Raw genomic sequence first — 20,755 nt, 5'->3', positions numbered from 1 at the left:
AAATGCAAGAACGTAAATCACCGTTACAACAATTAGATTTTACCCTATTATTTTTATTATTCTTGCTGATGTGTATTAGCCTTATGGCAGTATATTCAGGTAGCGCTGCAGTTACTGATAGATGGAGTTTAGACCCACTACACTTTGTACAAAGACAAGTCATATGGTTCGGAATCGGGACCCTTTTAATGCTTGCAGCCATGAGTATTGATTACGAAGTATTTAAAAGCTTTTCCATTCCACTTTATGCTATAGGAATGTTATTACTCCTTGGTGTTCACTTTTTTGGAGAAGAAAGATTAGGTGCACAAAGATGGTTAGAGATTGGCCCTATTGCTTTCCAACCATCAGAGTTTGTGAAAATATTTGTCATTATTGCTTTAGCTCACTTATTATTTAATATTACGAAAAAGCCAAGAGAAAAATCGTTTAAAAGTGATTGTTACGTTGTTGGCCTTATTCTTGCGGTGGGGATGCCGCCATTTGTTCTAATCCTCATTCAGCCAGATTTAGGGACATCATTAGTTGTTGCTGCAATCATGTTTAGTATGATATTGCTATCTGGCGTTACTTATCGAATGATAGGGTTATTAGGAGCGTTGGCTCTTTCAGCAATTGGTTTTTTAGTGTGGCTACACAATAATTTTTTCGAAATCTTTATTGATATTATTAAACCACACCAATTATCTAGGATTTATGCTTGGTTAGATCCTTCTGCTAACATAGCAGGTGATGGATATCAATTATTTCATGCAATTCAAGGAATAGGTGCTGGACAATTGTACGGAAGTGGTCTTGGCCAAGGTGTGAAAACTGCGAGTGGAGATATCCCAGAGCTGCATACTGATTTTATTTTTACTGCCATTGCCGAAGATTTTGGGTTTTTTGGGGCTACGCTGCTCATTGTAATTTATTTTTTGCTTCTTTATAGATTAGTGATTATTGCATTTAATTGTAACAATACGTTTGGCACTTATTTAGTAGCTGGTGTTGTTGCGCTAATCGTGTTCCAAGTATTTCAAAATATAGGGATGACGGTTGGGCTTGTACCAATAACAGGATTAGCTCTTCCATTTATAAGCTTTGGAGGAAGCGCCTTGATGGCGAATATGATTGCAATAGGTATAGCTTTAAATGTCAATATTCGGACGAAACACTACATGTTTGGTGAAGAGGAGTAAGAAATATAGACAGATGTAAGAACATATGATGTTCAGAGAGTGTCCCTGTGCAATAGAAAATCTTGACAATGGCTACACTCGCTGCGCGCCCACTATAAGAATCTGTTTATAGTGGGCTTTAAGGAATTGCGTGAGATCCGTACAGGGCTTAGAGGGTGACTCAAAAGGTAATAATTAGACCTTCTGAGTCACCCTCTTTCATTGACTAGTAGATCAGTTCACTACATTTTGAGGTTAACACATTAGAAAAAAAACCCGCTTGTGGATTGGAAAACGAGTGATCTTAAGTCAAATCAACAATGAATTTTCAAACTGTGTACATATAAATGGGGGGGACAACGATGTTTGTTGGATACGGACAGTTAGCAAAAGCAATGATAGAAATATTACCAAATGATCAAATTATTCAAGTGTTTTCTAGATCGAAGGAAGCTATATTACAGTCTAAGAGGGAAAACATAAAATGGATAGGACGAGAAAATTTCTATGAAGAAAAGGAAGTATGGCTGTTTTTACCGGAAAAAGCGATCCCACGCTTTCTTCAAGAGCATGTGGAAGACTTACATCCTCATGCAAAAATATATTATTGTGCGACGAAAGGGAAAGCTAAAGATGTTCAGTCGCTTATAAAACGTACACAAAGCATCATACCAGTAAAATTCATTACCCAGGCAACCCAATTAATGAAGGATAGAAAAGGTCTCGCCGGTATACCTAGGGCAAATGTAGGTGAAATGGAGTCGATAAGAACTTTTTTTAAAGGGGCGATCGATATTGTTAGGGCAGAGGAGGAGGAAGTTTATTTTGTTAATAAGATAGCAACTAAAATTGCCATTGAAGCGATATGTGAATTTGAAGAGGAATTGAATAATAGAGACATTTCTCAGGAGATCATTGAGCATGCAGGGAAACAAATGATTCCCGGAGTTATTCATGCTTATTTACATAATAAATTAGGTGGTTTTGGCCAACAAGTTCTTAAAGAAAGGAAAAGTGACCAATGAGAATTGATAAACTCTTATCTAATACTGGCTTTGGTTCTAGAAAAGAAGTGAAGGGCTTGCTAAAAAAAGGTGGGGTAACTGTTAATAGTGAATTAATAAAAGATGGAAAAAGGCAAATTGATCCTTCGGAAGACCATATTGAAGTTTTTGGGGAAGTAATCGAATATAAGCCGTTTATCTATCTTATGATGAATAAACCAAAAGGGGTTATTTCCGCTACAGAGGATGTTACTGATAAAACGGTTGTCGATTTATTGGCTACTGAACATGCTTTATATGATCCTTTCCCAGTTGGACGATTAGATAAGGATACTACAGGTTTCATGTTGTTAACAAATGATGGGAAACTTGCACACCAGTTAACATCACCTAAGAAAAAAGTGGATAAAACGTATCGTGTACATATTGATGCCCCCTTAACATCAGCAGATGAGGCATCTTTAATAGCTGGAGTTGAATTAGACGATGGATATATAACAAAACCGGCCAAGCTTACATATGGAAATGATAATACAGTGATTTTCTTAACAATAACAGAAGGTAAATTTCATCAAGTGAAAAGAATGTTTCAGGCTCTTGGAAGAAAGGTAATTAACTTAAAGAGAGAAACTATTGGTCCCCTTAAATTAGACCCATCATTATTACTTGGAGAGTATCGTGAATTAACAGACGAAGAGGTGGCAGGTTTGAGAGAACAAAATAAAAGCTAAACGAAGCCTTGCATCAAAAGTTTCGTTTAGCTTTCATTAAATGACGATGGTATTATGATACCTTAATCTTTTTATTTGTAGTTGTCCACTTCCCACGTTGCCGACTAATGACAAGGTCATTATACTCTAGTACATTTAAATCTCGTTGTATCGTTCGCTGAGTTGTTCCGAATTCTTCAACTAATTCTTTGGTAGAGACGCTTCCTCTTTTTTGAATATAAAGATAGATGGATTTTATCCTAGTCATCATCCTGTCAGTTGAAGGTTTCAAGTAACCACTCCTTATTCGTTTTTTAGATTAATCAGCTTGTTAATAGAAATTTAGAATTTTCTTACTACTCATTTTAACGTTTTACTTCTGTACAGTAAAGTTTGTTTCTTACAAAAAGTGAGAAAAGTATGTTAAGTCTATTAACAGTAAACGATCCCCTCCTTTAATAATCATGTTATGAAAAGACAAGAGAAAAAAGAAGTTTATTTCATTTTTATAAATGCCTCATTTCGCATAGATGTTGTTTTTAAGAATATTTATTTGCTTGGCTTGGCTCCACTACAGGTGGACGTTCTCCGCGGGCAAGGCTTTAAGAGGGACTGGAAATGGTCAATTTGTACCTTTTCGAGCTGCTCAATGCAATAAGCGTAGTTGTTGCAATCATTTGAAACTCTACTATGAGTGGGTTTCCCTACAGTACTCTGCACATTACTTAGAGGGTGACTCAGATTTGCCCTTTTGAGTGAAAGTAACGTTTTCTTTTTTCAGGTAAAATAGGTTTATTTTTTTGGATGGAGGTAGAAAGATGATTAATTGGAATGAAGAAGTAAATGAAAGAGAAAAGGAATTAACTATTCATACACAACAATTGTTGCAAATAAAAAGCGTGCTAGATGAGGAGACAATCACAGATGGTGCTCCATTTGGAAAAGGAATTAGTGAAGCCTATCATTGGATGCTATCACTAGCCGATGGTGATGGATTTATTACTAAGGATCTGGATGGCTATGCAGGTCATATAGAATTCGGAGATGGTGATGAAATTATAGGGGTTCTTTGCCACTTAGATGTTGTTCCTGAAGGTGGAGGGTGGACTAGTCCCCCATATAGTGCAGAAGTACGTCATGGGAACATATATGCAAGAGGGGCAATCGATGATAAGGGGCCGACAATGGCTGCTTATTACGCGTTAAAGATTATCAAAGAGTTGAAACTACCAATACAGAAAAAAATTCGAATTATATTAGGTAATGACGAAGAAAGTAAGTGGAGGTGTGTTGAACATTATTTTAAACATGAGAAAATGCCTATGGCTGGTTTTGCCCCCGATGCAAATTTCCCATTAATTTATGCAGAAAAAGGTATTTGTGATTTCATGCTGCGCCCTCAGTTTAATAAAAACGAGTCTAGTGTTGTTTATCAGTTCAAATCAGGTGAACGCTTAAATATGGTTCCTGAGGTTGCTACATGTCAATTAATTAGAGCTAACAAAAATAGTATGAGGCTGCTTTTTGAGAAGTATTTAATGAGACATCAATTAGATGGTGAAGTGAGTGAGGAAGAGGGACGGTTATGCTTGAAAATAAATGGTAGATCAGCACATGGCTCTGAGCCTGATAAAGGAATTAATAGTGGGTTGTATTTAGCTAATTTTATTTACAGCCACGTACCTTTGACGGAGGAAGATGATCGGTATTTTTCTTTATTAAATCGTTATTTTTACAAAGATACGAAAGGGGAACATATCGGAATAGCATATGCTGATGAGGACAAAGGTGCAATAACGTTAAATATCGGTGTGATGGAATACTCACAAGGGGAAGGTGAAATTGGAGTTAACCTTCGGTATCCAGAGGGGGCTAACTTTGAACATATTCGTCAAACATTAGTTCAAGTTTTCTCAAAACACCAACTCGACTTGAATATTATTACGCACGAACGGCCACACGCAGTAGACTTAAACCATCCTCTTATTCAAGTGTTGAGTAAAGTATATAAGGAGCATACGGGAGATGATGGAAAGCCAATAGCTATCGGTGGAGGAACTTATGCACGGTCACTTAAGGCTGGGGTCGCCTTCGGACCTATGTTTCCTGGACAAGAAGATGTTGCACACCAAGCAAATGAATATATTTCAATTAATCATTTAAAAAAGGCGACAGCGATTTATGCACAAGCGTTGTTCGAGTTGGCAAAATAAAATATTTCAATGGAAAATAAAGAAAAGCTAGCAAGAAGGTATTTTCGTCATCTTGCTAGCATTACATTTCGTCAAGTTTGAATTATTCACTTTCGAAATCAAATAAATCAGTTGATAAGTAACGCTCACCAGTATCACAAGCAATTGCAACGACAACGTCTTCAGGTGTTAATCTCTTAGCAACCTGTAAAGCTGCAAAGCAAGCGGCTCCTGATGACGGCCCTACTAAAATACCTTCAAGTCTTGCAAGATCCCTCGTTACTTTGTATGCATCTTCATCAGAAATACAAAAGATTTCACCGTATACATCCTCATTTAAAATTGGAGGTACAAAGCCAGGGCTAGTGCCAACAAGTTTATGAGGACCTGGTTTTCCACCAGATAAGACAGGTGAACCTTTAGGCTCAACGACGTGTGTTGTCATATTTGGATAAGATTTTTGAAGTTCTTCTGCTGTTCCAGTTATTGTTCCTCCAGTGCCAGATGAGGCAACAAAAGCAGATAATGGCTTTCCAATTACATTCATGGAATCTACTATTTCTTTAGCCGTTGTATCGCGATGTGCATCAGGGTTAGCTGGGTTCTCAAACTGCATTGGCATGAATCCGTTTGGTATTTCTTTTACTAACTCATGCGCTTTGTCGATGGCACCTGGCATCTTTTTATCACCTGGAGTTAATACGACCTCGGCACCGTATGCTTTTAATAAATTGATTCGTTCTTGTGACATTGTATCTGGCATGACGAGGATTGCCCTATAGCCTCTTGCGGCTGCATTCATAGCGAGGCCTATCCCAGTGTTACCTGATGTAGGCTCTATAATGACAGAATCTTTATTAATAATTCCTTCCTTTTCTGCTTGGATGATCATATTAAAGGCAGCTCTATCCTTTACACTTCCACTTGGATTCATAAATTCTAATTTTAAATATACAGATGCACCCTCAGATGAAGGGACTTTTTGCAGCTTTACAAGTGGCGTATTTCCAATCAACTCTGCCATATTATTAACAACACGCATTCCTTCACTTCCTTTACTCTATGATTTATCACATATGATAAAAATTACGCATTGATGTTCACTTTTTATTCATAATCGCTTTCCCTATTGTAACATACTAAATTAAAATGAAAAAAGAAGGTGTTTTAATATGAACAACAAGCATCATTTTATTGGTGTAAAAGTATCTGATAAAGTTAGTCAAGTATTAATAGGTAAACAGGAAGAATTAGATGTTTCTCATTATTTTAAGAAGGTAGTTTCAAAAGAAGATTTTCATCTTACACTTCTCTTTTTAGGTGGCTGGGAGAAAACACATACATTATGGGAAAGACTTAAAATGACTCTGACGCAGCGTACTTTCTCACTTACATTAAATAGTATCGGCTATTTCGGTAAAGAAGCGGAACCTAGGGTCATTTGGGGAGGGGTAGCACAAAGTGATGCATTATTTAATCTACATAAAAATATTATATGTTTAGCGCAAGAAAGTGGTTTTCCTTTAGAGAAGAGACCTTTTAAGCCACATATCACAATAGCTAAATCATTAAAAGCTAGTTCTTTTAATCAATCGTTGTATTTAGAACAAGAAGTAAGCTGGGATGTGGACACACTTCATTTATTCGAAGTAAATCCGGGGAAAAGACCTATGTATACATCTGTATCAAAAATTGAACTTTCAAGGTAAAATAGATTTCATAACTATCGATTTTAGAATGGAGTCGAACAGATGGCGCAACTCATCAAACTATCAGATTACATTTCAAGGTATGAAATAGATATATATCGTTACCCAGGTCGTTACGTTCGTCTTAAAAAAGAAAGATGGAATCAGCTTCAAAAAGAGCATCAAAAAGATGATTTTATGAATAGCGAACGTGACGATAAAATAGGCCATGTTACAGATAAAATAGGTGGTCTTTGGAATAAAATGACACAACTTAATAAACAAAGTAAAGAAAATGAACGTACATGGCTTTCTAAAAAAGAAGTTAGTATGGAGTATTTACGTACAAGTTTTCTTCATGATCTTTTTCAATTTCAATTAAAATGGGCAAGCTCAACAATATCTGAAATATCATACGTCAACAAAAGATTTTATCACGATTCTTTGTTAACTTTTTTATTAAGGGAACTCCCCGATACTTGTTTTGTGTTGTATGAGCCAGTATTTTTAGTTAAAAAGGCGCCTGTAGATTTAAATATTATTATTATTACGCCTTTCGAGATATGGTTATTAACACCGTTATTTGGAAATGAAAAGACGGTATTTCGTCCGGACTCGGAAAGGTTTTGGTTGAGAATAAATGGAACGAAAGAAGAGAAGTTTATTAATCCAATTGTATCCATTAAAAGAATGAGAACAGTAATTGAGCCTATTTTAGTGGAAGCAGGTTTATCTTGTCCGATACGTACAGCGATTATGGCAAAGGATAGCTATATTGATGTAACTCCTTCTCAGAATACGATAAAAAAAATAGACCGTAGAACAATACAGGATTGGAAAAAAGGACTAGTTATGAAAGCTGCACCTATAAAGCATGGTCAGTTAAAAATTGCAGAAGCACTCTTGTATCATTGTGTTGCAAATGCACAGGAACGCACACCGAATATATAATAAGCAGTTGTTATATTAATTTAAAAAATAATGTCCGTGTAGTGTAGCTTTTGAGCTATAATAAATGTAAGGGAAGAATTTCTAATTGACTTTTTAAACATTTAAGTTGAACATAGGTGAAATCTTTCTTACAATGATAAAAGGCTTAAAAAATTGTTACATGGTGATTCTATGATGCGCTGCTCAAAGATCATCATCAAGATGAGGAAAATGAGGGTGAAAAGATTGATACACTTTATGGGTGATGAGTGGAACTTACGTCCTGCTGGTGGAGCAACCGGAGAAGCTTATATTGCTCAACAGGGGGAACATAAAATATTTATAAAGAGAAACTCTTCTCCATTTTTAGCTGTATTATCGGCTGAGGGGATTGTTCCAAAGCTGTTGTGGACAAGACGATTAGAAAATGGTGATGTCATTACTGCTCAAAAGTGGGTGAGTGGGAGAGAGTTAAAGTCACCTGAAATGTCCCAAAATCGTGTGGCGAAATTATTATCTAAAATTCATCAATCAGAAGAACTTCTCCATATGTTTATGCGGATGGGAAATCACCCATTATCTCCACATACATTGTATGATGAATTACGTGGGAAAATTGGTGAAATGGATATAAAGGATCCATACGTCATGGAAGGTATTCAGTGGTTAAAAAAACACATTGAAGGAATAGATGTTGGTGTAAAAGTAGTATGTCATGCTGATGTGAATCATAATAACTGGATTATAAGCGAAGATAATTTGTACTTAATTGATTGGGATGGAGCTATTGTTGCAGACCCTGCACTTGACTTAGCACCACTTTTATATTTATATATACCGAAAAATAAATGGGAAAATTGGTTATATGAATACGGTCTTAACCTAAATGTAAACTTACAAAAAAGACTAAGATGGTATATGGTAGCCCAATGTGTTGAAGCCATTTTATGGCATTGGCAGCGGCAAGAATTTCATGATATTTCTAGATGGACGGATTTATTAAGTCAACTTTTTAATGAAACGGAATTCCATCTTTCTTAAAAACAATAGGAGTTTGACTAAAAAGGTTGTTTATTACCCTTTCAGTCAAACTCCTCATTTTTTGATTCAAGCAGTATTTATTTAATAATGCTTGTTATCCATTTCCGCCTGTTGGATATCTGTGATCCACTTTTGAAGTTCATCAGGTGAAAAGTTACCTTGGTTTCCATCTTTATTATGTGCATAGGCGAACTGCTCCACGTTCATTAAAGCGCTTTTTATTGAATCTGGTACGTCATTATTTTCAAGGAGGTTACTAATTAGATGTTCGACTTGTTCATATTCGTCATGGGTACCATAGTTCTCATCTTGTTGATTTTTTAATATATCTGTTAATAATTGCAGCTGATGATGGTAATTCATTGTCATCGAAACCACTTCCTTTTAAAAAAATAAGCTATGTTATATATTGTTGTTAATTTTCACATCAGGATACTCGCTTTGTATCTTCCGCAGCGTCTCGTAACTATCGTGCAAATCAACACCATTTAACAGAGCCAAAAAATAATACTAATAAAAGGTTGTGTTTTCTTGAATTGAAATATTCAAAAAGAGATTAAATTTCCCTACCTTTACGTTGCTCATAATCTGTTGTAACCGCACCACCGCCCTGCTCTAGTAATGTTAGTTCATCAATCCACCTTTTTATATTAGGATAATTCACGCTTACATAATCTTGAACATTTTCTGACTCTGTAAAATTATCAACATAATGATTTAATTCTTGAATAGTACCAACAAAGTTTTCATTAATGTTTACTTCTTTTATTATTTTTATTTTACTGCTAATTTGATCAAAATCACCTTCCTCCATTTTTCCTGAGAATTGTTTGTCCAAAAGATACTTCAGTTCAGAGATGACTTCCTCACTGATTTTAATCATCGATATACACTCCTTTAAAAATTAAAGTTAAAATAATTCAGACAAGTTGTATGTCTTTTCCCCATGATAAGGTGAAGCTAAACACGATATGAAATTCATTTTTACATTTGCGGTTACTTTGTATATGATAAATGGAGTATGTTTAAATTGGAGTGAAGGAAATGCGTTTACGAAATAAACCATGGGCTGCACAAGTTATTTCTGAGCACCCGGAGATCGTTGTACCTAACCCTGCTGAATGTAAAGGGAGATGGAGCGAGTTGTTTAATAATCAACACCCCATTCATGTAGAAGTCGGTACAGGTAAAGGACGATTCGTTACAAGAGTAGGGGAAAAGCATCCAGAATGGAATGTTATAGGGATGGAGAAATATGATAGCGTCATTTTAACTGGAGTAGAAAGACTTATTGAAAGCCCGCAAGAAAACGTTAAGCTAATTAAAGACGATGTAGAAAAAGTAACTGATTTTTTTGCACATAAGGAAATTGATCGCCTATATATTAATTTCACTGATCCTTGGCCGAAAAATCGCCACGAAAAAAGAAGGTTGACACATGAAGGGTTTTTGAAGAAGTATATGGAAGTATTAAAAGACAATGGCGAGATTCATTTTAAGACAGATAATCAAGGACTTTTTGAATATTCGTTAGCATCTTTAAGTCAGTTTGGACTAAAGCTAAAAAACGTAAGCTTAGACTTACACAATAGTGACTTAGAAGATAACATTATGACTGAATATGAAGAGAGATATGTTGAAAAGGGCATGAGAATTTTTCGTTTAGAAGCATATCGTTAATTGGAGGGATATAATGGCCTTAGAACAATTGAAGATAGCTGATATGACGTTTACTTGGCTGAATGGTGGAGTAACCCATATGGACGGTGGAGCAATGTTTGGTGTTGTTCCAAAACCTTTATGGGTAAAAAAATATCCATGTAATGAAACAAATCAGATTGAATTGCGTACAGACCCGATACTCATTCAAGTTGAAGGAAGAAATATTCTTGTTGATACTGGCATAGGTAATGGGAAATACTCACAAAAGGCAAAGCGCAACTTTGGGATAACAGAAGAAGCAAAGTTAGAAGAAAGTCTCCTTTCCTTAGGGTTAACAACTTTAAGCATTACAGATGTGCTGATGACTCATATGCACTTTGATCATGCTAGTGGTGCTGCAATAATACAAGATGAAAATCATGTGCCACTATTTCCAAATGCTACTTTCTGGATAAATGAAGTAGAATGGGAGGAGTTGAAAAACCCTAATATCCGTTCAAAAAATACATATTATGAGGAAAACTGGAAGCCAATAGAACGGCAAGTAAAAAACTTTAAAAATGAAATAGAAATAGTCGAAGGTATTAAATTAGTTCACACTGGTGGTCACAGTGCAGGCCATTGTATTATAAAGATTAACCGTCATGGAGAACAGCTTATTCATATGGCTGATTTGATGCCGACACATGCTCATCAAAATGTTCTTTGGGTACTTGCTTATGATGATTATCCAATGGATTCGATAACGATGAAGCAATACCATCTATTACCTGCTATAAAAGAGGGGGCTTGGTTTTTGTTCTATCATGATTACAAATATCGAGCAGTGAAATGGTCACACGATGGTAAAGTGATTGAAGAGGCTGTTTTAAGAGATAGTGGAAATGAAAATACGAGTAAAGAATGTTAAGAGATGATGAGAGATTAGAGGTTGACTCAAAAGGTGAAAATGCACCTTTTGAGTCAACCTCTTAATTAATCCTCTTGTTTTTCGAGTTTTAATATCGCTCCAGAAGAAGCGTCTACATAAAATTCGTAAGCGCTCATCGAACCAGAATCATCTGTACAAGTAATGCCGCCTCTATATACGTCATATTTAAGTTGATCTTGTTCATATTCCTCTGTAATCATATGAACCCAAGATCCATCAATAGAGCCTAAAGATTCTGCTTTTCTTTTTACCATTTTTAAAGCCTTTTCAGGTGATAGTTGCCCTTGGTTTTTATCTAATTGATTTTTTGCTATTAGTGTAACTGCTACTCCAGCACCAACACCTACTGCAAAACGTTTCCAACTCAATAAATCCACCTTCTTTCCATTAAACTCACTCTTTATCATATCTAATTTTATTCGAAAACATTCTACCCTAAGTATAGCGAACTACAAATCAATTGCCAATTATAACTAATTATTTTTCTTTCCTGATTGTAAATGAATCTTTAGTAAAGAATAAAAATAAGGTTCATCATATCGGTATTTTTAAAAGAGAACTATTTCGTTAAACGAAAAAAGTGGAAAGAAGATAAACAATTCGTTAAAATGATAATGGATAACATTTCTAGATGTACTGTGAAAGGAGTTAGTTTATGAAGAAGGATACATATGAATTATTTGAAACGTTAACACAATTGCCAGGTGCACCAGGTTTTGAGCATCAAGTAAGAGCTTTTGTACGTGAAGAGTTAAAAAAGTATAGTGATGAAGTCATTCAAGACGGACTCGGTGGTGTTTTTGGTGTAAAAAAAGGTGACGAAAATGGACCTAAAGTGATGGTTGCTGGTCATATGGATGAGGTAGGCTTTATGGTTACTTCAATCACAGACAAAGGGTTAATTCGCTTTCAAACATTAGGTGGATGGTGGAGCCAAGTGCTATTAGCACAACGGTTACAGATTATTACTGATCAGGGACCTGTTCTCGGTGTGATAGGCTCTATTCCGCCACATCTATTGGACGAAGCTAAACTTAGTAAGCCGATGGAAATCAAAAACATGTACATCGATATCGGAGCGGATAATAAAGAGGATGCAATTAAAATAGGGATTAAACCAGGACAGCAAATCGTACCAATCTGTCCGATGGAAAAAATGGCAAATGAAAAGAAGGTAATAGCAAAAGCTTGGGATAATCGTTACGGTGTTGGTTTATCCATTGAGTTATTAAAGGAATTAAAAGATGAGAAAACGCCAAATATACTTTATTCCGGTGCCACTGTTCAAGAAGAAGTAGGTCTTCGCGGAGCACAAGTTGCTGCAAATATGATCAAGCCTGATATCTTTTACGCATTAGACGCTAGTCCGGCGAATGATGCATCAGGTGAAAAGGATGCATTCGGACATTTAGGAAAAGGTGCTCTAGTTCGAATTTTTGACAGAACAATGATCACCCATCGTGGGATGAGAGAGTTTATTTTAGATACAGCAGAATCAAATAATATTCCGTATCAATACTTTATCTCCCAAGGAGGAACGGACGCTGGTCGTGTGCATATGTCTGGTAACGGTGTTCCTTCTGCTGTTGTTGGGATTTGTTCACGATATATTCATACTTCAGCATCGATTATTCATGTAGATGATTATGAGGCGGCAAAGCAGTTAATTACGACGCTAGCTAGAACAACTGATAAGGCGACTGTAGAAGCGATTCGTCAAAATGTGTAATTATTAAATAAAATGGTGTCTGATGATAGGAGAAGTCTTCATGTCAGGCACCCTTTTTTTATTCATACATACTGTTCTTATTTCATTGGAGACGAATTTATTTATGTTTGAGGTGATGAAATGATAGATGAGCTATATGTTGGTACGAAAAATCCAGCTAAAATTGAAGCGGTGAAAAAGGTTTTTTCTACTCATACAAAGCTTATTACGTTAGATGTGCCGAGTGATGTATCTTCCCAGCCATTTTCAGATTTAGAAACGAAAGAAGGAGCAGTTAATAGAGCGAAGTATTTACTCGACAGTGAGAAAGCTTCTTTTGGACTAGGCTTAGAAGGTGGTGTTGTCGAGGACAAAGGGACAATGATGCTTTGCAACTGGGGGGCGCTAGCATGTTCCAGTGGTGAAGTATACGTTGCAGGTGGTGCACGAATTGTAATCCCTAAAACCATTGCAGACAAGGTAAGAGATGGGATGGAATTAGGAGATGCGATTGATGAATGGAGTAACCGCTCCGGTGTTAAGAAAAAAGAAGGAACAATCGGAATTTTGACAGATGGCGAGGTAACAAGGGTGTCTATGTTTGAACATGTTGTTAGGTTGCTCTATGGTCAATGGAAATTTACAAATAAACGATCAGATGTATAGAGATTTTATTTTATCGGTATTGGGCGTTAGGAACTTAGGTGGGGAAGGATGTTAATGAGGTTTTCCGTTTAGTAAAAAAGAGTCTTGGTAATAGATACATTCGCTAAGTACCGACTACAGACGTAATAACCGTAAGTAATTCTTTGCAGTGGAATTTTTCACCGTGCATACTGGCGAGAAGAGCAGTCACTAGTACTTTAAGAGATACGGCGAAATTCCACTGCTTTAAAGAAAAACGACTTAACAGTTCACGAAGCTGTTATGTCGTTTTTCATACAAACACATTACTCACTTTCGAAAATATATGATAAAGCTTTTAAGGCTTGATCAACAGTTTCAACAGTCACTTGTGCCTTTTCCGAGATTTCCTTTAATGGATGATGTAGTGTCTCCGGTCTAATTAAAATTAATGGCTTATTTTTAGCTATTGCAGTAGCAGCATCCATAGCGCTATTCCATTGTTTATATTTCTCGCCAAATAAAGCAATAACGACATCTGATTTTTCAAGTAAGACGTGTGTTCTTAAGTTATTTATTTTTGAAGCAGCTTCATCTTTATAATAACTATTGGGCTGTGTTCCTAAAATCTCCTCACCTATATTATCAGAACGCTCGTGATTTTCCATAGGAGCAACAAAAGTCAATGGAAGCTGCATCTGCTTTGCTTTTTCTTTAAATTCCTCACGCCAGTTATCGTGTATTTGTCCAGCTAAATATACTACTAGGTTCATGAATGATCCCTCCTATTTATCGTTATTATTATTTTATCTAAAATAAATTAGAAATAAAAATAATAAGAAAAATATAAGAAATATATCGATTTATGCTTGTTTTTTAGTCTATTAAATGTATATGATGATATAAGACCTAGATGGAAAATCCCAATAGGAGGTATTTTGTTGTTATGGATCTAAAATGGTTAGTGAAAAGTAGTTTACTTGTGATTATGCTAGTTTTAATTGTAAGTGGATGTAGTATTTCAAAAGAGGATGCTCAACAATTTGCTTCAAATTCGTTTGCAAGTAAGTTAGAGCAAGAAGCAAAATCGGCTACACATGAGCTTGATGACATTTCATTATATATTCCAAGTTATACTACTGTGGAAGAAATTGATGAATTTAATGTTTTACTTGAAAGAAGTAATCATATTTTATTACTATTCTTAAATGATATAGTGGAAAATAAAACAAAAGAGGGCATACTAGAAACGTTATTAATTGAGGATGACCCTTTTATTTTCGAAAGTGGCGAAACGACGGAAGGAAATCTAGCATATTTAGTTGTAACAGAACTAGAAGAGGATATGTATAGTGTGATAGTCGGCTATAACGGTTACAAAATAACAACGCTATCTTCTCTATCGGATATGAATAATATATCAGAAATGATGTTCGATATTGTACGATCAATAGAAGAAAAATAGTAGAAAGGATGTTTCTATAAATAGAAGCATCCTTTTATTTTTGGCTCTGTTATCGTTTAGTGTTGATTTTCATGAGGTGCGAGCAGCTTGCGGGGGTAACATTAGCTTAAAATCACAAGGGAAAGCGAACTTGCGCAGGGATCATCCATTCACTATATACAGAGTAATTTATATTATTAACTGATAATGATAGAATAAGGAGGCCACTGAAAAAGACCTGAATTTTATAGGGTAGACTAATAAATATAAAGTTGTTTGAATATAGACATTGATGAGACCTGTGCAAACTCGCTTTCCGCGGGCGGCTGGTGAGCCTCCTTGATGCTTTGCATCTACGTAGTCTCACCTCTGCCTTTGCTTCCCGCAGGAGTCTCGCTTGCTCCGGTCTCATCAACTTTTTTTCTACAATTAGGTATATTGAATATTAATGCAACAAAATAGCAAGTTTTTCACTTGTTCAGTGGCCTCCGAATAAGTACTTTTTTAGTGCCCTCGTGTTCTTTCACTTTTTCAGTCCTCAACATAGCATATTTTTTAGTAGAATATGTTTACTAATAGCTGATTGGAATACTAGAAGCAATATTATCATTGCATATGGATAATAATTGTATAATAGTGATACAGTATTTATAGATATTTTGTATTGGATGTGATGAATTTGAAAGATTTTTTAAGTAAGAAAGGTGTACATATTTCCTTTAAGACATACGTGATAGATGCATTAAGCTTTATGGCCTTAGGATTATTTTCTTCTTTAATTATTGGTCTTATAATGAAAACAGCGGGAGGAGAGCTCGCTAGAATTGATTGGCTAGCACCTAGAGTTGGATGGTTAATGGAGGCAGGCGATCTTGCTATGTCGCTAATGGGACCCGCAATCGGGGTTGCCATTGCATTTGGTTTAAAAGCACCTAGACTTGTTTTGTTTTCATCTGTCATTACAGGGGCTGCTGGTGCAGCTTTAGGAGGTCCAGCAGGGGCTTTCATATGTGCATTAATTTCTACTGAAGTAGGGAAGCTCGTATCCCAGGAAACAAAGGTAGATATTATCGTAACACCATTAGTGACTATCATTGCGGGGTTTATCCCTGCGATGTTTATTGGACCAACTATAGCTAATGCGTTAGTGCAATTTGGGTCATTTATTGAATGGTCAACAGAACTTCAGCCTTTTTTAATGGGAATTTTAATCGCCGTGTTTATGGGGCTTGCATTAACTGCTCCGATCTCAAGTGCAGCAATAGCAGTTATGCTGGACCTACACGGAATAGCTGCGGGGGCAGCTGCGGTTGGTTGTGCAGCACAAATGGTGGGCTTTGCTGTGGCTAGCTATCGCGAAAATAAATGGGCAGGTCTAATATCATTAGGAATTGGAACATCAATGCTTCAAATTGGTAATATTGTTAAAAATCCGCTAATATTAATTCCACCAACAGTGACAGCAGCTATATTAGGACCATTTGCTACTGTTCTTTTCCAATTAGAAAATAATGCAGCTGGTGCAGGGATGGGGACGAGTGGTTTAGTAGGGCCAATTATGACGATGAATGTAATGGGGAGCTCTAGTTATGTCCTTATGTCGATTCTCGTTTTATATTTTTTAGCTCCAGCAATCATTAGTTTGATATGCTCTGAAGTGTTGAGGAAGACTGGTATGATTAAATTTGGTGATATGAAAATTAATCAATCATAGGGGGATTTGTGATGAAACAATTAGAATCAAGAGAACAGTTTGAACAATTAACGAATGGAACAGGTACTGTGTTTATGTTTTCTGCTGGCTGGTGCCCGGATTGCGTCGTTATTGAACCTGATTTGCCCGCAATTGAGAAGGAGTTTCCTGAATTTGATTTTTATAAGGTGAACAGAGATGAATTTATAGAGCTATGTCAGGAATTAGAAATAATGGGAATTCCAAGCTTTGTCGCATATAAAAATGGTGTTGAAGTTAACCGCTTTGTTAATAAGAATCGCAAGACAAAAGAAGAAATAGTAAGCTTTTTACGAGAAGCGAAAAGTAAATGATGATAAAAATAGAGGGGTTTAGTAAGTGTGTATCACTTACTAAATCCTTTTTTAAAAGGTTCTGTTAAAGGCTAGTGTTCATTTTTAACGAAAGGTGCGAGACGCCTGCTAGTATAGAGTAAGCTGAATATCCGAAAAAGTGTTAAATAATTTCATTTGCTTTGGTAGTAAAGCCAATTTTTTTTCGGTGAATACATATTATGATAAAATAAAGGTGAGATAGAAGGAGGCTTCACTAAACTATGAGACCTATTGAAATAAAGAGAGAAATAGAAAGTCATTTAAATAACGAAAATTGGACTACCTCTTATGATAAAGACGCGGAAGCACTTCGCGTAATAGACAAACGGTATAATAAAGGTGTTACTATTCAATTGTCTTCCTTAAAGGATAAGTTTAAAGCAGATAAAGAAAAAACATTAGCGTATGTATTACACAACATAAACGAAGGTTTAAGCTTGTTAACTGCAGAAACAATTATCGATGGAAATGAGAAAAATATATTTCCAGTAATACGCTCGGCATCGTTTAATATTGAACTAGAAGACGGTAGGAAGCTTATTTCAACACCTCACACCGCTGAAACAAAGATACTATATGCTTTAGACAGAGGAAATTCTTACACTTTAATAGATGAAGATGCATTAAAAAGGTCACGCAAAACGATGGAAGAGATCGAAGAAATTGCACTGTTTAATGTTCGTTCTTTAAATGTTGAGGTAAAAGAGGATGTAGTAGCTGGGAACCATTTTTATTTTGTGCATACGGATGATGCATATGATGCAAGTAGAATTTTAAATGAGTCACTATTAAAGGAATTTGCGAAAAAAATAGATGGAGACTTTGGAATTGCGGTTCCACATCAAGATGTACTTATTTTAGCTGATTTAAAAAATGAAACTGGCTATGATGTATTAGCCCAAATGGTCTTTCAGTTCTTTTCAGAAGGTAGGGTGCCGATAACAGCATTACCATTCTTATATGAAGACGGAAATTTAGAACCGATATTTATTCTAGCGCAAAAAAAACCTAAAGAATCCAAGAAAGATAAATAGTAAAAAGAGCGAGTGCCCTATTAGCTATTACAAGTTTTTTCAATCGCTCCACTAGCCGTGCGCCCACTATAAGAAATCGACTTATAGTGGGCTTTAAATAGTTGCGGCGACTCATCCTATTTTAGTGACTACCACGCGTTATTAAAGGTTTACTCGAGATGTAAAAATTAATTTTTTGTGTCTAACGCTCATTTTTCACACGTTTTCAAACAGACTGAAAAAATCTTGCTATTTTCTCCAAAAAGTTAGGAAGAAAAATTAGTAGATTAAGCTAGCGTGAAACGTCCGTTCTTGTGATATACTTCTAAAGTAATTACATTATTTATAAGGGAATTTTAATAGATGGGTGATTGTTATGACAAAAAAAATAAAACTGATACATAAAATAAAAGAGTGGTTATTTCCACAAGAGGAACGTGCAGAACTACAGAAGCCTAAAAAAAACGATCTTTACGTGAATGCGAAACGGTTAGAGAATCCGAAGGTTTTACATCAATATCCACAAGCCAACTTTCGCTTTCCTGTTATTAAGGATGAGGAATGGAAGCCACCTACAAGAGAGGAACAAAGACAAAAATTGCGTAAAAGCAAACCTCAAGAGGAAGAACTTTTAACAGACGTGAAGAAGAATGAAAAAGTTGTAGTACAAAAGAAAGAGTCGAAAGTAAAAAAACAGCGTTTTTCTGTTAAAGAGACGCCATCTCCTATATATGGATATCGAAAGCGGCCAATCAATAAAGAGACAGAAGCATTTGAAGTAGAAGAGGAAATATTTAATCGTGATGATATTGTTAAAGAAAATGAAACTACGGGTCAAACAGTAGAGGAGCTCATTCCCGAGCCAGTAAAGATCTCGGTAAATGAAAAAGTGAATGAGAAAAATGTTGAGGTACAGATAGAACATCAAGTATTAACTAGAGCAGAAAGAAGAAGAGCGATGAGAGAGGGGAAAGAAGACGAGGAAGTACAACATAATGAAAAAGAAGAAGAGTCGAAAAAAACAAATGATATAGAAAGAAAAGAGATACAGCCATTTAATGTACTCATGTACCCTAAAGATAAGAGGAAAGAAGAAAAAAATAGACAATTACAAGAAACTGGCTACTCTCCTCCATCTATTCATATATTAAATGTTCCAGAGCCACTTCCAAGTGATAGTGATGAATGGATAGATGCTCAAGCTAATATACTAAATGAAACGTTCGACTATTTTAATATCCGAGCAAAAGTAGTACATGTAACGAGAGGCCCATCTGTCACTAGATTTGAGATTCAACCTGAGCCTGGGGTGAAGGTTAGTAAAATAACTAATCTAACCGATGATCTGAAATTAAGTCTAGCTGCAAAAGATATACGAATGGAAGCGCCTATTCCTGGAAAAAATACTATTGGGATCGAAGTACCTAATGATGAATCTACTCCTGTTTATTTAAGAGAAATAATTCATCATAAAAATTTTCATAAGGAACCATCGCCGCTAACTGTCGCCCTAGGAATGGATATATCCGGAGAGCCAATTGTTACGGACCTTCAGAAAATGCCTCATGGGCTTATTGCAGGGGCAACTGGTTCGGGAAAAAGTGTTTGTGTAAATTCTATTTTAGTAAGTTTATTGTATAAGGCATCACCAAAGGAAGTGCGTCTGTTACTCATTGATCCAAAAATGGTTGAATTAGCACCGTTTAATGGAATCCCCCATTTAGCTGCACCAGTCATTACAGATCCAAAAGAAGCAACAGAGGGTTTAAAATGGGCAGTTAGTGAAATGGAGAGACGGTATGAACTATTTGCAAAGCAAGGAACGAGAGATTTAAAAAGATACAATGCGAAAATGCAGAAAGAAAATATGGATAAAGACGTTCTTCCATATTTAGTTGTCGTTGTCGATGAACTTGCAGACTTGATGATGGTTGCACCACATGATGTTGAGGAGGCTATTTGTCGTATTGCACAAAAAGCAAGAGCATGCGGTATTCACCTTCTAGTTGCAACTCAAAGACCATCAGTTGATGTGATTACAGGCTTAATAAAAGCTAATATTCCTTCTAGAATTGCTTTCTCTGTATCATCACAAGCTGATTCAAGAACGATTATTGATGGGGGTGGAGCAGAGCGGCTATTAGGAAAAGGAGATATGCTTTTTCTAGAAAACGGCTCAGGCAAGCCAGTAAGAATTCAAGGTACTTTTGTCTCAGATGAAGAAATTGACCGAGTAATCGCTCATGTTAAGCAGCTTAGTAAGCCTGAATTTTTATTTGAAAAAGAGGTGCTACAGCAGCAAATAGAAATAGAAGACGAAGATGACCTTTTTCAAGAAGCGTGTTCCTTTGTTTGTGAAGTTCAAACAGCATCTGCCTCTTTACTACAAAGACAATTTAGAATTGGCTATAATAGAGCTGCAAGGTTAATTGATGATATGGAAGCAAGAGGCATTATTTCAGGAGCAAATGGGAGTAAACCTCGAGATGTTTTTCTTACAAAGGAAAATTTAGATGAAAGTATGTAAAAATGAGCAATGATTACCTACACAAATTTCTCATTTTTTAATAAAATGTGTTAA

22 protein-coding genes are annotated in these 20,755 nt (G+C 35.9%); 16 read left to right on the top strand and 6 right to left on the bottom strand.

Annotation, left to right across the window (positions count from 1 at the left end):
• Window positions 1-2: 2 nt before the first annotated feature.
• The 3 genes from rodA (at window position 3) to BCELL_RS16305 (ending at window position 2,895) form a co-directional block, all read left to right on the top strand.
• Window positions 3-1,181, top strand: coding sequence for a rod shape-determining protein RodA (rodA, locus tag BCELL_RS16315; protein WP_013489878.1), 1,179 nt, complete (start codon window positions 3-5; stop codon window positions 1,179-1,181).
• Between the two features lie 341 nt (window positions 1,182-1,522).
• The gene (locus tag BCELL_RS16310) at window positions 1,523-2,185 is read left to right on the top strand and encodes a hypothetical protein (protein ID WP_013489877.1); all 663 of its coding nucleotides are present in this window, start codon (window positions 1,523-1,525) and stop codon (window positions 2,183-2,185) included.
• A complete protein-coding gene (locus tag BCELL_RS16305) occupies window positions 2,182-2,895 on the top strand; it encodes a pseudouridine synthase (protein ID WP_013489876.1) in 714 nt (237 codons plus the stop codon). Before BCELL_RS16310 ends, BCELL_RS16305 begins: the two co-directional genes overlap by 4 nt.
• A gap of 52 nt (window positions 2,896-2,947) precedes the next feature.
• Here BCELL_RS16305 and BCELL_RS16300 read toward each other — a convergent pair whose 3' ends face one another.
• On the bottom strand, window positions 2,948-3,166 hold the full coding sequence (locus BCELL_RS16300) for a DeoR family transcriptional regulator (protein ID WP_013489875.1): 219 nt from the start codon (window positions 3,164-3,166) through the stop codon (window positions 2,948-2,950).
• 526 nt (window positions 3,167-3,692) lie between these two features.
• On the opposite strand from BCELL_RS16300, the gene pepV reads away from it, so the two are divergent.
• A complete protein-coding gene (gene pepV, locus BCELL_RS16295; protein WP_013489874.1) occupies window positions 3,693-5,087 on the top strand; it encodes a dipeptidase PepV in 1,395 nt (464 codons plus the stop codon).
• An 82-nt stretch (window positions 5,088-5,169) separates the two neighbouring features.
• Here the strand turns inward: pepV and cysK are convergent, their stop codons facing one another.
• On the bottom strand, window positions 5,170-6,108 hold the full coding sequence (gene cysK, locus BCELL_RS16290) for a cysteine synthase A (protein WP_013489873.1): 939 nt from the start codon (window positions 6,106-6,108) through the stop codon (window positions 5,170-5,172).
• A gap of 130 nt (window positions 6,109-6,238) precedes the next feature.
• On the opposite strand from cysK, the gene thpR reads away from it, so the two are divergent.
• The 3 genes from thpR to BCELL_RS16275 all read left to right on the top strand — a co-directional run bounded on the left by thpR (window position 6,239) and on the right by BCELL_RS16275 (window position 8,725).
• Window positions 6,239-6,775, top strand: a complete 537-nt coding sequence (thpR, locus tag BCELL_RS16285) for an RNA 2',3'-cyclic phosphodiesterase (RefSeq protein WP_013489872.1) — start codon at window positions 6,239-6,241, stop codon at window positions 6,773-6,775.
• A gap of 42 nt (window positions 6,776-6,817) precedes the next feature.
• Window positions 6,818-7,705 carry a hypothetical protein gene (locus BCELL_RS16280; RefSeq protein ID WP_013489871.1) on the top strand — a complete coding sequence of 296 codons (888 nt, stop codon included), beginning with the start codon at window positions 6,818-6,820 and terminating at the stop codon, window positions 7,703-7,705.
• A 210-nt stretch (window positions 7,706-7,915) separates the two neighbouring features.
• Window positions 7,916-8,725, top strand: coding sequence for a phosphotransferase family protein (locus BCELL_RS16275; RefSeq protein ID WP_041809126.1), 810 nt, complete (start codon window positions 7,916-7,918; stop codon window positions 8,723-8,725).
• A gap of 81 nt (window positions 8,726-8,806) precedes the next feature.
• Here BCELL_RS16275 and BCELL_RS16270 read toward each other — a convergent pair whose 3' ends face one another.
• On the bottom strand, window positions 8,807-9,094 hold the full coding sequence (locus BCELL_RS16270) for a YtzH-like family protein (RefSeq protein ID WP_013489869.1): 288 nt from the start codon (window positions 9,092-9,094) through the stop codon (window positions 8,807-8,809).
• A 187-nt stretch (window positions 9,095-9,281) separates the two neighbouring features.
• The gene (locus BCELL_RS16265; protein ID WP_013489868.1) at window positions 9,282-9,608 is read right to left on the bottom strand and encodes a hypothetical protein; all 327 of its coding nucleotides are present in this window, start codon (window positions 9,606-9,608) and stop codon (window positions 9,282-9,284) included.
• A 161-nt stretch (window positions 9,609-9,769) separates the two neighbouring features.
• Between BCELL_RS16265 and trmB the strand changes: the two genes are divergently transcribed.
• Together trmB and BCELL_RS16255 are read left to right on the top strand one after the other, a co-directional pair.
• The gene (gene trmB, locus BCELL_RS16260) at window positions 9,770-10,405 is read left to right on the top strand and encodes a tRNA (guanosine(46)-N7)-methyltransferase TrmB (protein WP_013489867.1); all 636 of its coding nucleotides are present in this window, start codon (window positions 9,770-9,772) and stop codon (window positions 10,403-10,405) included.
• Between the two features lie 13 nt (window positions 10,406-10,418).
• Window positions 10,419-11,297 (top strand): YtnP family quorum-quenching lactonase, encoded by an 879-nt coding sequence (locus tag BCELL_RS16255; RefSeq protein WP_013489866.1) that lies wholly within the window; start codon window positions 10,419-10,421, stop codon window positions 11,295-11,297.
• Window positions 11,298-11,362: 65 nt separating this feature from the next.
• Here BCELL_RS16255 and BCELL_RS16250 read toward each other — a convergent pair whose 3' ends face one another.
• Window positions 11,363-11,695 carry a PepSY domain-containing protein gene (locus tag BCELL_RS16250; RefSeq protein ID WP_425357448.1) on the bottom strand — a complete coding sequence of 111 codons (333 nt, stop codon included), beginning with the start codon at window positions 11,693-11,695 and terminating at the stop codon, window positions 11,363-11,365.
• Window positions 11,696-11,973: 278 nt separating this feature from the next.
• On the opposite strand from BCELL_RS16250, the gene BCELL_RS16245 reads away from it, so the two are divergent.
• Both BCELL_RS16245 and BCELL_RS16240 read left to right on the top strand, forming a co-directional pair.
• Entirely contained in the window at window positions 11,974-13,047 is a 1,074-nt protein-coding gene (locus BCELL_RS16245) for a M42 family metallopeptidase (protein WP_013489864.1), read from the top strand.
• 120 nt (window positions 13,048-13,167) lie between these two features.
• A complete protein-coding gene (locus BCELL_RS16240; RefSeq protein WP_013489863.1) occupies window positions 13,168-13,692 on the top strand; it encodes a DUF84 family protein in 525 nt (174 codons plus the stop codon).
• A gap of 284 nt (window positions 13,693-13,976) precedes the next feature.
• Here BCELL_RS16240 and BCELL_RS16235 read toward each other — a convergent pair whose 3' ends face one another.
• Window positions 13,977-14,423 (bottom strand): YtoQ family protein, encoded by a 447-nt coding sequence (locus BCELL_RS16235; protein ID WP_013489862.1) that lies wholly within the window; start codon window positions 14,421-14,423, stop codon window positions 13,977-13,979.
• 173 nt (window positions 14,424-14,596) lie between these two features.
• Between BCELL_RS16235 and BCELL_RS16230 the strand changes: the two genes are divergently transcribed.
• The 5 genes from BCELL_RS16230 to BCELL_RS16210 all read left to right on the top strand — a co-directional run bounded on the left by BCELL_RS16230 (window position 14,597) and on the right by BCELL_RS16210 (window position 20,701).
• The gene (locus tag BCELL_RS16230; protein ID WP_013489861.1) at window positions 14,597-15,115 is read left to right on the top strand and encodes a hypothetical protein; all 519 of its coding nucleotides are present in this window, start codon (window positions 14,597-14,599) and stop codon (window positions 15,113-15,115) included.
• A 658-nt stretch (window positions 15,116-15,773) separates the two neighbouring features.
• Window positions 15,774-16,808 (top strand): PTS sugar transporter subunit IIC, encoded by a 1,035-nt coding sequence (locus BCELL_RS16225; protein ID WP_013489860.1) that lies wholly within the window; start codon window positions 15,774-15,776, stop codon window positions 16,806-16,808.
• Between the two features lie 11 nt (window positions 16,809-16,819).
• Window positions 16,820-17,140, top strand: coding sequence for a thioredoxin family protein (locus BCELL_RS16220; RefSeq protein ID WP_013489859.1), 321 nt, complete (start codon window positions 16,820-16,822; stop codon window positions 17,138-17,140).
• Between the two features lie 242 nt (window positions 17,141-17,382).
• Window positions 17,383-18,195, top strand: a complete 813-nt coding sequence (locus BCELL_RS16215) for a DUF1444 domain-containing protein (protein WP_013489858.1) — start codon at window positions 17,383-17,385, stop codon at window positions 18,193-18,195.
• A gap of 355 nt (window positions 18,196-18,550) precedes the next feature.
• Window positions 18,551-20,701, top strand: a complete 2,151-nt coding sequence (locus BCELL_RS16210; protein WP_013489857.1) for a DNA translocase FtsK — start codon at window positions 18,551-18,553, stop codon at window positions 20,699-20,701.
• Window positions 20,702-20,755: the final 54 nt, after the last annotated feature.

Origin of the sequence: Evansella cellulosilytica DSM 2522, from assembly GCF_000177235.2 — a bacterium.
GTDB lineage: Bacteria > Bacillota > Bacilli > Bacillales > Salisediminibacteriaceae > Evansella > Evansella cellulosilytica.
This window is presented reverse-complemented; position numbering and strand designations above follow the sequence as displayed.